The sequence below is a fragment of the Actinocorallia libanotica genome (assembly GCF_039525175.1).
GTDB lineage: Bacteria > Actinomycetota > Actinomycetes > Streptosporangiales > Streptosporangiaceae > Actinocorallia > Actinocorallia libanotica.
This window is the reverse complement of sequence record NZ_BAAAHH010000034.1, coordinates 1-13,478: the sequence shown is the minus strand read 5'-3', so window position 1 is coordinate 13,478 and position 13,478 is coordinate 1. Positions and strand designations below refer to the sequence as shown.

At 71.3% G+C, this 13,478-nt stretch carries 11 protein-coding genes and 1 pseudogene; all 12 read right to left on the bottom strand.

Annotated features, from left to right (window positions below):
- Positions 1-61: 61 nt before the first annotated feature.
- Positions 62-688, bottom strand: coding sequence for a hypothetical protein (locus ABD140_RS31040; protein WP_344244826.1), 627 nt, complete (start codon positions 686-688; stop codon positions 62-64).
- Positions 689-804: 116 nt separating this feature from the next.
- Entirely contained in the window at positions 805-1,116 is a 312-nt protein-coding gene (locus tag ABD140_RS31035; RefSeq protein WP_344244824.1) for a hypothetical protein, read from the bottom strand.
- Positions 1,113-2,015 (bottom strand): glycosyltransferase family 2 protein, encoded by a 903-nt coding sequence (locus ABD140_RS31030; RefSeq protein ID WP_344244822.1) that lies wholly within the window; start codon positions 2,013-2,015, stop codon positions 1,113-1,115. Before ABD140_RS31030 ends, ABD140_RS31035 begins: the two co-directional genes overlap by 4 nt.
- The gene (locus ABD140_RS31025; RefSeq protein ID WP_344244820.1) at positions 2,012-4,225 is read right to left on the bottom strand and encodes a hypothetical protein; all 2,214 of its coding nucleotides are present in this window, start codon (positions 4,223-4,225) and stop codon (positions 2,012-2,014) included. The genes ABD140_RS31030 and ABD140_RS31025 overlap by 4 nt, the downstream gene beginning before the upstream one ends.
- Positions 4,222-5,628, bottom strand: coding sequence for a lipopolysaccharide biosynthesis protein (locus tag ABD140_RS31020; RefSeq protein WP_344244818.1), 1,407 nt, complete (start codon positions 5,626-5,628; stop codon positions 4,222-4,224). The genes ABD140_RS31025 and ABD140_RS31020 overlap by 4 nt, the downstream gene beginning before the upstream one ends.
- On the bottom strand, positions 5,621-6,385 hold the full coding sequence (locus ABD140_RS31015) for a polysaccharide deacetylase family protein (protein ID WP_344244816.1): 765 nt from the start codon (positions 6,383-6,385) through the stop codon (positions 5,621-5,623). Before ABD140_RS31015 ends, ABD140_RS31020 begins: the two co-directional genes overlap by 8 nt.
- The gene (locus ABD140_RS31010; RefSeq protein ID WP_344244814.1) at positions 6,385-7,434 is read right to left on the bottom strand and encodes a glycosyltransferase family 2 protein; all 1,050 of its coding nucleotides are present in this window, start codon (positions 7,432-7,434) and stop codon (positions 6,385-6,387) included. The genes ABD140_RS31015 and ABD140_RS31010 overlap by 1 nt, the downstream gene beginning before the upstream one ends.
- Complete coding sequence (locus ABD140_RS31005; protein WP_344244812.1) at positions 7,431-8,501, bottom strand: GNAT family N-acetyltransferase; 1,071 nt, start codon at positions 8,499-8,501, stop codon at positions 7,431-7,433. Before ABD140_RS31005 ends, ABD140_RS31010 begins: the two co-directional genes overlap by 4 nt.
- Entirely contained in the window at positions 8,498-9,331 is an 834-nt protein-coding gene (locus ABD140_RS31000; protein ID WP_344244810.1) for a glycosyltransferase family 2 protein, read from the bottom strand. The genes ABD140_RS31005 and ABD140_RS31000 overlap by 4 nt, the downstream gene beginning before the upstream one ends.
- A 221-nt stretch (positions 9,332-9,552) precedes the next feature.
- A complete protein-coding gene (treS, locus tag ABD140_RS30995) occupies positions 9,553-11,247 on the bottom strand; it encodes a maltose alpha-D-glucosyltransferase (RefSeq protein ID WP_344244808.1) in 1,695 nt (564 codons plus the stop codon).
- 96 nt (positions 11,248-11,343) lie between these two features.
- Complete coding sequence (locus ABD140_RS30990) at positions 11,344-12,171, bottom strand: hypothetical protein (protein WP_344244806.1); 828 nt, start codon at positions 12,169-12,171, stop codon at positions 11,344-11,346.
- An 80-nt stretch (positions 12,172-12,251) separates the two neighbouring features.
- A pseudogene (locus ABD140_RS30985) lies at positions 12,252-13,478 on the bottom strand (hypothetical protein); the annotation flags it as partial.

The window sequence follows — 13,478 nt, the reverse complement described above, 5'->3', positions numbered from 1 at the left end:
CACGGTGAACGCCGCCGGGCCCCGCCGCGGAGGGGTGCGGCGGGGCCCGGCGGAGGGAACATCAGCGGCGGACCAGCTTGAGGCGCATGTCCAGCGTCTCGGTGAAGGTGGCCCACTTGCGGACGTCGGTGATGCGCAGCGTCTTCTTCTTGGGGTTGCAGACGAACTTGGCCTTCTTGACGACCGGGGTGTCGAAGTGCCCGATCTTGGCGTGGTCGGCGACCTTCCACTTGCCCCAGGAGGCCTTCTGCGGCTTGGTGGTCATCCCGGTCCCGGTCGCCGGACCGGCGGCGCGCTTGTTGTGGGAGGCGATCTGCCCCTTCAGGCCCTTCTTGTCACTGGTGATCTTGGAAGGCAGGTACAGCACCCCCGTGAGCTGCTCCCAGGCCTCCATCGGCTTGCCGTCCGCGCCGATGCCCTTGATGTACTCGCGCTTGGAGCCGGTGAAGTCGTAGACGACGCGCTGCGGCGAGACCTTCAGCTTGATGCCGGCCATGCCCTTGTAGTCGACGTCCTGGTTGAACCCCTCCGGCGTTTTGCCGGAGATGTTCGCGGTCAGACCGATGGTCTTCCACAGGCCCAGGTGGCACTTCACCTGCTTCTTGGGCTTCTTGGGCGCGGCCTCCGCCGGAGCGGCGACCGCCGCGGTCATCCCGGCGGCCAGCAGCGCGGTCAGACCGATTCTCATGGACTTCTCGAACACCATTCCACTCCCCGTGGGTCACGGCAGGCACTCCTGCAAGACGTGTGAGGACCCTACTAAGAAGAGCGGCCAAATGGGTCGCCGCCTACCAAAAGAGCATTTCATTCATCGAAAAGCCAGTCTTCGTCCTCGGCGTCGGCCTGCTCCCGCGCCGCCGGCACCACCGCCGGACGCCCCGTCCCGCGCACCAGCCGCACCACCGCCATGAGCAGGCAGGCCGCCCCCACCGCCGCGGCCCCGCCCGCGGGCGACCACACCTGGAACACGAGCATCGTCTGCGCCGTCAGCAGGAAGAGGGACAGCGACCCGGCCGCCCCCACCATCGCCCGCCCCAGCGGGTCGAGCCCCGGCAGCAGCCAGGCGATGCACAGCGCCGGCACCACCAGCATCAGCGGGATCAGCAGCGCGTTCACATCCCACGCCCCATCCGGTTCAGGCTCCGCATGATGAGCGGGGCGGGAACCCCGGCCGTCACCGCCAGGGCCAGGAGCGCCCTGGCGTCCAGGGGGCGGGCGCGCATCGTGCGGCCGATCCAGCGCAGGGCCGTGCCGCGCCTGCCCTGGACGGCCTCGGCGAAGGCGACCTTGCCGCCCCAGTGGGCGTAGCCGCTGCGGGGGAAGTCGTACCTGCCGAGCAGCCACCGCACCGCCTCGGAGATGAGCGGGGCGTTGTCCAGCACCGAGAAGTACGACTCGTGGTGCCAGCGCAGGCCCAGCCCGTGCAGCGGGATCTGGCGGATCGGGGCCCGCTCGGCGGCGCGCAGCAGGAACTCGTAGTCCTCGCCGTAGCTGCCGGGGATGTCCTCGTCGAACAGCAGGCCCGCCGAGCGCCGCAGCAGCAGCGCGGACGGGTGCAGCTGGGGCTTGTGGCCGCGCAGCAGCTCCGCGTGCGTCACCCGGGGCCGCGGCACCCGCCGGTCGATCTCGTGGATGCCCGGCCCGAACAGCCGCAGCCCGCAGCAGACGACCTCCGTCTCCGGCTCCTCCTCCAGCACCGCGACCTGCGCGGCGACCTTCCCCTCCAGGAAGAGGTCGGTGTCGTCGCAGAAGCCCACCAGGTCGGTGGAGGCGGCCAGCAGCCCGGTGTTGCGCGCTCCGGCCGCGCCGGGCGTACGCGTGTTGCGCAGCACCTCCACCGGCCGCAGCGGATCGTCGGAGGCCAGCGAGAGGTCCGGCTCGCCGCGGTCGAACACCACGATGCAGCGCAGCTCTCCCGGATAGTCCTGGCCGCGGACGGACTCCAGCGTCTGGCGGAGCAGGTCGGGCCGGTCCCGGGTCGGGACGACCACGCTCACGGAGGGCCTGTCGCTCATGGGAGGGGTCCTTTGAGGGTGAGGAAGCGTTCCACCACGATGGCCACGAAGCCGATGAACAGCGGCACCGCGATCACCGTGTACGGCCGGAGCCGCGCGTAACGCTCGGGGGAGAGCCGGATGCGGCGCAGCTCGCGTGCGGTGAGCACGCCGATGAGCACCGGGAGGTAGATCAGCCCGGCCGGCGTCCAGTTGCTCACGCCGATGGTGAGCCGGGCGGGCGGCGGGTCGGGCGCGGGCGGGGGACCGGGCTCGGCCAGCTTGTACACCGAGGCGTCGCCGTCGCCGAACACCTTGGTGAAGTCGGGCGACGCGTCGATCTCCCGCATGAGCCGCTCGCCCCAGTCGGGCGCCAGCCCGAAGTTCAGCGTCTGGTAGGTGTCGTTGGTGCGCGACTGGTACAGGTAGGTGCCGGGCTGGCTGCGCATCCGCGCCAGCACCTCCTCGACCGTGGGCCTGCGGGAGCGCTGCTGCTCGGCGGTGAGCGGGACGGGCGGTTGCCTGCTCAGGTTGGCCGCCCACGGGTCCTGGGCGAACTCCACCCGCAGCCAGTGGAACCGCTCGAAGTACCGGTACCCCCACGGCCCCTGCGGCGTCTGGCTGGCCGCCTCGGGCACCGTGACGATCTCGCCGCTCACCCACACCAGGGTGATCGGCCTGCCCTTCGAGTCGTCGATCATGGCGTCGAACGCCTTGAGCTCGCCCGCCCTGACCTGCTCGAACGCCTCGTTGCCGTAGCGGACGGTCAGGAACCCGCCCATCAGCAGCAGCGCGAACGACCCGGCCACCACGCCCGGCAGCAGCCGGCGCAGGCGCTGGCGGCGCGGCACCGACTTGACCACCGGCACCGGCCTGGGGTCGGGGAAGAAGGCGTAGGCGGCCAGGAACACCGCGCCGGGCAGCATGAAGAGGTAGGTGCGCAGCGCGATCTCGCCGCCGTAGGACTGCAGCCCGAACGAGCTGAGCGGCACGACCAGCAGCACGAACGCCACGCGGTCGTCGATGCCGCGCAGCCGCCGGCGCAGCAGCCCGATCGCGGTCAGCGCCATGAGCACCAGCACCAGCAGGATCCGCGCGGTCTGGATCTGGGCGAGCTGCTCGCTGGGCGAGATCCGGCCGGTGGTGCTGGCCAGGAACGTCTGCAGCGGGTTGCCGCCCCCGGCGAACAGGGTGCCGGCCGGGTCGGGCCCCCAGTAGCCGTAGGCCATGAAGGAGATCCAGCCGAGGTAGACCACCCCGCCGATGACCGGCAGCGCGCGCAGCTCGTTGCGGCCGACCAGCGCCAGCGCCGCCGCCGAGGCGATGAGCAGGTAGGGGGTCAGCTGGTGGCTGGCGGTGCCCACGACCAGCAGCACCACCAGCAGCAGGACCAGCAGGGAGCGCTCGCGGGCGCCGACCTCGCGGACCGGCTCCTCGCCGGGGGTCTTGGGCCCGAACAGGAACCGGTAGAGGGGCCCCGGCTCCGTGCCGGTGCCGCGCTTCCCCGCCTTGCGGGTGCGCAGCACCTTCGGCCGGAACCAGGTGAGCAGGACCGCCAGGAAGAAGAGGTAGACCAGGTAGCCGAACGCCTGCGGCGCCAGGTAGTCCTGGCCCACCCAGTTGGCCACCGGGAAGAGCCACACCGCGAACCACTTGGCCCGCCAGTTGGCCTTCATGACCCGCACGATCAGCGCCATCGGCAGCAGGTACAGCAGCTGGAGCGCCAGCGGCGCCCACTTGTAGACCTGGCCGGGGTCGTCCAGGCCGACGGCCTCGGTGAGGAAGCCGACCATGCCGAAGAACGCCGCCCAGCTGAACCGGGCGTCCAGGCTGATGCCGACGGTGCCGGTGCGGGTGATGTACTCGATGAACCCGGCGTGCTGCCAGACGGTGGGGAACCGGGCGACCGGCTCCAGCACCTGGGCGAGCGTGTGCAGCGCCACCACGGTCACCACGATCTGGGCGCCGAGCAGCACCGGCACGGGCCGGCGCAGCGACAGGGACGCCACGAACGTCAGCGCCAGCACGCCGGCGCCCAGCAGCGTCGGCACCGGCAGCACGCTGATCAGCCCGTAGCCGTCGACGCCGTCCATGTCCACGCCGCGCAGCGGCACCCAGAACAGCACCGCCCCGAGCGCCAGGCACAGGCCGAGGACGACGGCGGGCAGCCGCGCGATCGGGTCCTCCGGCACCGCCTGCGCGCGCGCCGCCGGGCGCAGGGTCACGCTCACCGCTCACCCTCCTCGTCGGCCCCGCGCGCCTGGGCGGGCACCGCGGGGGCGGGGCGGACGATCCGCAGCAGCGCGGGCAGGACCGCCAGCGCCGCCAGGCTCTGCACGACCAGCACCGTCCAGCCGACGGCCGCCAGGTCGTGGTCGTTCACCAGCACCGCGACGCCCGCCAGCACCCCGGCGAAGCGCGCCACCTGGATCAGCGCCACCAGCCGGGTGCGCGAGCGCACCCGCAGCACCCCCACGTACAGCTCGATCAGCGCCTTGGGCAGGGTGGACAGCGCCAGCAGCGCCAGCACCAGGCCCGCGTGCCCGCGGAACTCCGGCCCGAACAGGAACGGCAGCCCCAGCACGTACGGGGCGGCCAGCGCCACCAGCAGCGAGACCGGCACCAGCAGCATGAGGGTGCGGCGCAGCGCGTCGCGGCAGGTGCGCACCAGGTTCGCGGTGTCGAAGGCGCCCTCGACGGTCAGGGACATCGCCATGTTCAGCGCCAGCAGGTCCAGCATGAGGCCGAAGATCCAGGCCATCGCGAAGTAGCCGTTGGTCTCCTCGCTGACCTTCGCCGCCACCAGCAGCGGGATGAAGTTGATCGACGAGTGGGAGGCGAGGGTGCCCACGAAGTCGCCGCGCAGGTAGCGGCCGACCTCGCGCGGGGTCGGGGTGCGGTGCAGGCGCCGGGTGAGCGCGACGTGCTCGGGCAGCAGCCGCCGGAAGACCAGCACGTCGACGGGCACGACCATCAGCAGCACCGGCAGCATGGTGGCCAGCAGGATGCCGTCGGAGGGCGCGTACGTCCAGGCCAGCAGGACGAGGAAGAGGAACTTCGCCAGGCCGTAGACGGTGTTCTTGACCGGCACCCAGGGCGCGCGGCGCAGCCCCGTCAGCGAGGAGTCCTGCTGGGAGAAGATGTTCCAGGCCACGATGAAGACCAGGAACGGCACCGCGTGCTCGGGCCGCACGAGGTGGTCGTAGTTGGGGCTGTCCCACCAGGCCAGCGACGCCAGGAAGGCCAGCCCGGCGCCTGCCGCCAGCACCGAGCCGAACAGGTAGGTGGCGACGATGAGCCGGGATGAGGAGCGGCCGGCCTGCGGCAGGAACCGCATGAGCAGGTAGCTCAGCGTGGTCAGGCCGCCGATGTACATGACCGCCTGGATGACCGCGGCGTTGCGCCCGAAGTCGGCGGGGGAGTGGAAGTGCCGGGCGGCGATCCAGAAGCCCAGCCCGAGCAGGCCGGTGAGCCCGCCGTTGAGCATCAGCGCGTAGGCGTTGCGGAACAGGGGGTTGTCCAGTTCGCCGCGCAGGCGCGCGAACCTTCCGGTGCGCGCGCCTTCCCCGGTGCGCGCACCGAGCAGTCCGGAGACGTCCTGCGGACCCGTCCCCAGGACTTCTGGATCAGTCACGTGGCATCGCCTGTCGGTAGAGGTAGCGGGATCTCCGTACGACCGCATACCCCTTCGTGAGGATCTTCTCCCGGTGGAAGCGGTGGGAACCTTCGGCGATCCGGCCGAAGGCGGCCGGAGTGGTGGAGCGCTGGACCGTCAGCCGGGGGATGGCGTACCCCGACCGGTCGGCGGCGACGTCGTTGGCCACCACGTACGCGGTGGTGTACCCGGCGCGCGCCACGGCCCGGCGCACCCGTGCGCTGGAGTATCCGTACGGGTAGGCCATGGTGGTGACGGGCGTCTGGAGCCTGTCCTCCAGCAGCAGGCGGCTGCGGGTCAGCTCGTCGTGCAGCGGCCCGTCCCGGAGCTGGTCGAGCTGCGGGTGGCTGTGGCTGTGCGCGCCGATCTCGACGCCCTCGGCGGCCAGCTCCCGCACGTGCCCCCAGCGCAGCATGGTGTCCAGGGGGCGTCCGGCGGCGTCGGGCCCGGCGTCGTCCAGCCAGCCCGTGGTGACGAACACCGTGGCCGGGTAGCCGAAGGAGGCCAGGACCGGCAGGGCCTCGGAGTGGAAGTCGGCGTACCCGTCGTCGAAGGTGATGCAGATCGGCCTGGGCACGTCCGCCGCCGGGTCCGACAGGCGCACGGGGGTGAACCCGCGCTCGCGCAGCAGGGCCATCTGGTCGGCGAAGACGCCGGGGCGCACCGACAGCGCCGCGGTGTCCGGCGGCGGGTCGTCGCGGACGGAGTGGTACATGAGGATCGGTACCGCCCGCATCAGCGCCCCTTACGGGAGGCGCGGCGCCCCACCAGGTAGCCGGCCGCGGTGTAGCCCAGCCCCGCCGTGATCGCCGAGGCGCGGCCCAGGCCGCCCGCGTCCCCGCGGAACGCCTCGCCCAGCCCGCGGAGCACGCCCTTGGGCAGGGTCCTGAACGCGTGCGCCCGCTCGTTGGACAGGCCGTCCTCGGTGCCGACGCTGCGCGCCACCAGCGCCTTGGACAGGCCCTCGGCGTAGCAGCGCTCGCGGTAGTAGGCGAAGCGGGCGCGCTCGGCCGGGACCCGGTGCCAGATCACCGCGGCGGGCTCGAAGAGCTGCACGGTCTCGGGCATGCGCTGTCCGAGCCGGATGCAGAACTCCGTCTCCTCGCAGCCCAGCGGCCTGTCGATGGCGTGGGTGCGGCCGATGTCGCCGGAGAAGCCCCCGGCCGCGGCGAACGCCTCCCGCCGGAAGGAGGCGTTGCCGCCCAGGACGTTGCGCACCGGCCCGGGCGCCATGCCCCGGTAGGTGCCGCCGACGGTCCACTCGAACTCCTCGGGGAACCATCGGGGGCGCCTGCCCGTTGGGACGGTGAAGGCTTCTGCGGATCCGGGGCGAGGATGGGGGTCAACGCCCTGGTTCCGCAGGAGCCTTCCCTCGCGCATGACGGCCAGCAGCTCGGCCGAGCTCGGCGACCCCGGCCACAACGAGAGCGTGCGGCCGCCGACCCCGATCACCCGCTTGTCCTGGTAGGCGGCGGCGAACGAGGCGAGCCACCGCGGCGCGGCGACGGCGTCGTCGTCCAGGAAGGCGACCACGTCGCCGGAGGCGCGGGCCACCCCGGTGTTCTTGCCCCCGGACAGCCCGCGCGCCTCGGCGTTCTCCACCACCAGCACGTCCGGCAGCGACTCCTTCAGCCGGGCGTGCAGCTGCGGGTTGTGGTCGACCGACAGGATGATCTCGTGCGGCGCCAGGGTCTGCCGCCGCACCGACTCCACCGCGGCGTGGACGTCGTCCCAGCGCCGGTCGGTGAACGCGCAGATCACCACGGAGATGGCCGTCGCGGTCATGCGGCCCGCCTCCGCACCCGGGCGTAGCCCTTGAGGACCCGGTCGGCGCAGGAGTAGAGCCGGGGGTCGTCCAGGGCCGCGTCGCGCAGCCGGTTGAGCGGCACGTGCCGCAGCCAGTGCCAGGCGGCGCCGGGAGTCGCGCGGGCCACCCGGCCCTCGGCGATCGGCACCTCCCGACTCTTCAGCCACTCCTTGAACTCCTTGCCGCCGCGCCCCATCCAGATCTCGGTGACGTCGTTCTCGGCGCAGCCCCGGGCCAGCGCGAGGTGGCCGACCATGCCGGGGGAGTAGCGGGAGAGGTCGGTGTCGTAGGCGGGGAACCAGCCGGCCATCGAGGCGCCGGCGCGCAGCCCGAGGTGGACCGAGACGGTGCGGTCCCCGGCGCGCAGCACGCCGAGCACGCCGAAGCCCGTCTCGTGGAAGTGCCGCAGCAGCCCGACGATCCACGGCCGCGTGAAGCGGTCGGTGCGGCCGGTGCGCCGGTACTGCGCGGACTTCCAGCTCATGAGCCGGGTGAGCTCGCCGGAGTCGGCGCAGGCGAACTCGTAGGAGACCTCGCCGATCTCGCGGCCGAGCTTGCGCTCCTTGTAGCGGATGGTCTTGTGCGTCTTGGGCGCCAGCATCCTGGCCTCGGCCTCCCAGGCGGCGAACCCCATGCCCAGGTCGATGATCGGCTCGGCCCGGACGACCTGGTGGTGGGGGGCGAACATGCGCTGGCCCGCGACGAGGTGGTCGAAGTCCCACACGCCCAGCCGGCAGGCGCGCAGGAGCTCCCGGGCGGGCAGGTCGAGGCCGGGGTCGGCCACGATGCCCTGCAGGTCGGTCAGGCCGAAGCCCACGGGGTGGCCCACCCCGCCCGGACGCCGTTCGTGGGGGAAGAAGGCGACGATCCCCGAGGAGTCCTCGACCACGCCCACCCGCACGTCCTCGCGGAACCGCGCGACGCCGAGGGTGAACTCCGGGGACAGGAAGGGGTTGCCCAGCGCCGGGTCGGCCTCCTGGAGGCCGCGCCAGCGCCGGAGCTCCGGTTCGCCCAGCTCCCCGGGACGAACGACGTGCGTTCTCATTTGGCCCTCGCCGCCGCCAGGTTCCCGACCACGGGCTCGAAGGGTTGTTGTGGGTGGAGGTGGCTTTCCTCCAGTTTTCCGGCGAAACGCAACCGGATCATGGTCTTCAGCACCCGCCAGCCGTCGCGGAAGGTGTTGAGGTTGGACTCGCCGAAACGGCGGTGGGATTCATGGCTGGCCACCTCGGCCACCTTCAGGCCGGCGCGGACGGCGTTGACGCAGATCTCGGTCTCGATCTCGAATCCGGTGGACTTCAGGTGCAGTTTCTCTACTACATTTCGCCGCATTGCGACATATCCATAGCAGAGATCTGTCCATTTCTGGCCATACAGGACGTTGGCCGTGCGGGTCAGCCAGAGGTTGCCCTTGTCGCGCAGCCAGGTCAGGTCGTCCGAGCCGCCCCCGCAGCTGTAGCGCGACCCCTTGACGAACTCGAAGCCCCGGCACAGCAGGGACAGGAAGCTGTCGAACTCCGCCGGGTCCATGGACCCGTCGGCGTCGAGCATGACGATGACCTCGCTGGTGGCCGCGGCCATGCCGGTCCGCATCGCGGTCCCCTTCCCCGTAGGGGGTTCCACGATGATGACCGCGTCGGGCCGCAGCAGCCTGACCACCTCCACGGTGCCGTCGGTCGACTCGCCGTCGACGATGACGACCTCGTCGACGGAGGCCAGGCGGGGCAGGAGCCATCGGAGGTTGTCGGCTTCGTTGAGAGTGGGGATCACGGCCGTCACGGTCGGCCATTGGGTACGCCGCCTGGACAGATCCAGCCGGTTGCGGCGCGGCGTCTGGGAGAGCGTCGCCGGCCCGAGGGAATGCTGGGTGTTCATCAGGGCCCCCGTGGGATGTGGGTGTCTGCCTTCTTTGATGTAGGCCACCCGCATGATGTTCAGACATCCCTGGGAATCCTCACCCATGGGACGGGAACCATTCTAGGGCGGGGCGAGGATTCGATCACTCGGGTATCGATCACCGTGTGGCGTAATGGACATGAGGGATATATGAGCTGATCGGGTGTGACGTTAGTAGGCTTTCCCGCAAGATCAGCGACTTATTCCTGCTCGGGGGAACCCGGGATGGTGAACCAGAAAAATCCGTGGCCGGGAAGGGTCAGAAGGTAAGGCAACTGGCCTATTGCCGGAAATCTCACACCGCCGGTGCATTCGACGGGAGAGCGCCCTTCGAACCGCCGGAGGTCGAGCTCGACCGGCTGCGGGAACCGGGAGAGGTTGTTGACGCACAGCACCCGGTCGTCCCCGTACTCGCGCAGGAACGCCAGCACCGCCGGGTTGGAGGCCGGGAGCTCGGTGTAGGAGCCGTGCCCGAACACCGGGTGCCGCTTGCGGATGCCGATCATCTGCCGGGTCCACAGCAGCAGCGACCCGGCGTCGCCCTGCTGCGCCTCGACGTTCAGCGCCTGGTAGCCGTACACCGGGTCCATGATGACCGGCAGGTAGAGCCGCGCCGGGTCGCAGGAGGAGAACCCCGCGTTGCGGTCGGGCGTCCACTGCATGGGCGTGCGGACGCCGTCGCGGTCGCCCAGGTAGATGTTGTCGCCCATGCCGATCTCGTCGCCGTAGTACAGGACCGGGCTGCCCGGCAGGGACAGCAGCAGCGCGGTGAACAGCTCCGTCTGGTTGCGGTCGTTGTCCAGCAGCGGGGCCAGCCGCCGCCGGATCCCCACGTTGGCCTTCATCCGCGGGTCGCGCGCGTACTCGGCGTACATGTAGTCGCGCTCCTCGTCGGTGACCATCTCCAGGGTCAGCTCGTCGTGGTTGCGCAGGAAGATCCCCCACTGGCAGTTCTCGGGGATCTTGGGGGTCTGGGCCATGATCTCCGACAGGGGGTGGCGCGACTCCCGGCGCACCGCCATGAAGATGCGCGGCATCACCGGGAAGTGGAAGGCCATGTGGCACTCGTCGCCGCCGGTCGCCGGGTCGCCGAAGTACTCCACCACGTCGGCGGGCCACTGGTTGGCCTCGGCCAGCAGCACCCGGTCGGGGTAGAGCCGGTCGACCTCGGCCCGCACCCGCTTGAGGTAGGCGTGCGTCTCGGGCAGGTTCTCGCAGTTGGTGCCCTCCCGCGCGTACAGGTACGGGACGGCGTCGAGCCGGAAGCCGTCGATGCCCAGGTCCAGCCAGAACCGCAGGATCTCCAGCATCGCCTCCTGCACGGCCGGGTTGTCGTAGTTGAGGTCCGGCTGGTGGGAGAAGAAGCGGTGCCAGTAGTACTGGCCGCGCACCGGGTCGTACGTCCAGTTGGAGGTCTCGGTGTCGACGAAGATGATGCGCGCGTCGGGGTAGCCCTCGTCGGTGTCGGCCCACACGTAGAAGTCGCCGTACGGGCCGTCCGGGTCGCGGCGCGACTCGGAGAACCAGAAATGCTGGTCGCTGGTGTGGTTGATGACCAGGTCGGCGATGACCCGGATGCCGCGGGCGTGCGCCTCGTCGACCAGCTCCACGAAGTCGCCGAGCACCCCGAACTCCGGCAGGATCCGGGTGTACTCCTTGATGTCGTAGCCGCCGTCCTTCAGCGGCGACTCGTAGATGGGCAGCAGCCAGATGCAGTCGATGCCCAGCCACTGCAGGTAGTCCAGCTTCTCGATCAGCCCCCGGATGTCACCGGTGCCGTCGCCGCTGGAGTCGCGGAACCCCCGCACCAGCACCTCGTAGAAGACCGCCGTCTTGTACCAGTGGGGGTCGCGGGGTTCGTCCTCGTCGAACGTGTTGGGCACGGGAGAGGTCAAGCGGCGCTCCTTCACGGACGGGCACGATCAGGATGTCGCTTTCAAACTAGCCGCTGGTGACGCTCCCGTAACGGGGTCAATGTCATCACCCGGGTTCTATTTCGCGATGGTGACCTCGAGGCACTCCAGGTCGCGCTCCGGATCGGTGAAGCGCACCTCGGGGTGGAGGGCGGCGACGCCCTGGCAGGCCTTGCGGATCTTGTGGTCGTACCTGCGCACCTCACGCGGGAGGCAGTCCTCGAACCGCAGCTGGAGCGGCCCGCCGGTCTCCTGCGGCCGCCTCAGGAGGGGCGTGCAGACCGTGCCGTCGGTGCGGAGCCGGAAGAAGATCTCGTCGCGGAGGCCGGTGACGCTGCGCTGCTCCGTCCAGGTCGAGGGCAGCTCCTCGTACGCGCCGACGAGGCCGTCGGGGCCCTCGAAGACCAGCGAGGTCGGCCCCGCGGGCCGGAACTCGGCGGGCGCGTCCGGCCGGAGTTCGTCGCGGGGCGACAGCTGCAGCAGGAAGCGGGTGCCGCGGGGCACGGCCCCGCGGTAGCGCACGACCGTGCCCCGGTTCGCCCTGCGGTCGGAACCGGGCAGGTTGTCCCGCCGCCCGAGGTTGACGGCGAGCCGCCGCCCCGGCACCAGCCCGGCGCCCTTGAGCGTCTCCTCCACCCGGACGTCCATCACCACCGCCCGCTTGGGCTTGCGCACCATCCGGAACCCGCGCACCGTGCCCACCAGCAGCACCCGCGACTGCCCCGCCGCCAGCAGCGCCCGCTCCGCCCGATAACCCTCGAACGCATCGAACGCCCCGTTCTCCGCCACGTTCCGGAACACCGACACGTCCAGCGCCCCGGATGTTCCCGGCGCCTCCGGCGCCTCCCAGGGCGACACGGCGGCATGGCTCACGCCGCACGCGCTCAGCGAGAGGACCAGCAACACAGCGGAGAACCAGCGCAACATCCAACGGCCTCAGTACTCATCGTCCAGGCGGGGAACCGGGACAACCTAACAGCCGGAGCCTACGAGGAGGGGGAGGCCGGCGCCGGCTCGGCGGGCCTGTCCTCCCCCGGGGAAGCGGAGGGGTCGGGACCGCTCCCCGGCTCGGAGGGAACGGGGGAGGGCACCACCGGCGGAGCCTCCGCCGGAGCGGAGGGGTCGGGACCGCTCCCCGGATCGGTGGGGGTGGGCGTGGGCTCGGCGGGGGAGGGCGTGGGGACCGGCACCCCGGGCGGGACCGCCGGGTTCCCGGAGGGGTCGGACGCATGGATCTGAAGGCACTTCGCCTTCTCCGGGGCGCCGTCGTCGCCGAGCTTGTCGGAGAGGTCCTTCAGCGTCTTCTCGTCGGCCGGTCCGTCCAGCGTCACCGTGACGCATGTGTACACGGCCTTCCGCACCAGCTCCAGCAGCGCGTCGAAGGACTTGGGCTGCTTCCACTCCCCGTCCGGCGAACCGTGGAAGTACGGACCCGCGACGGGGGAGCCGTCGGCGTCCTCGAAGACGACGCTCTGGACGCGGCGGACCTCCTCCGAGGGCGGCTCGGCCGGATCCGAGGGCGATGCGGTCGGATCCGAGGGCGGCTCGGCCGGACCCGAGGGCGATGCGGTCGGATCCGAGGGTGATGCGGTCGGATTCGAGGGCGGCGCGGTCGGGCCCAGGACGCGCTCGAAGGCCAGGACCCGGGTGCCCTTGGGCACCGCCCGCTGGAGAGCTTCGCTCGGGTCCCCCTTCTCGTCGTCGACGAGGCCCGCCCACAGGGTGACCACCTCGCCCTCGCGCAGGCCGCGCTCCTCCAGCCGCGCCGGATCGTCGATCTGGGCGCCCAGCCGTACCTTCATCTCGACGCCGCGCCCCTTCCCGTCGGGGTCGGAGGCCGACGCGAAGCCCTCGACCGTCCCGACGATGCTGTGGGTGCTCAGCGAAGTCACCCCCTGGTAGACGATGTTCCCGTTCTCCGTCGTCACGGGGGTGGAGGTGGGCAGGGGGCCGTCGGCGGAGCGGATGTCGCCGACCCCGTGGAAGAAGGACCAGGGGGTCCGGTTCTGCGGCAGCGACGCCAGGTCGACGTCGGGACGGCCTCCCGAGGCGGCCGACTGCGCGGTGGCGGACGCCAGGACGTCGCGGTTCGGCCCGCCGTCGGTCAAGGACGGGACGACGGTGAAGCCGAGGGCGCCGAGGGCGGCGGCGGCTTCGACGTCGCGGACCTGCAGGGCGAGGAAGTCGGGTCCGGTCACGGTGGCGGTGCTGGT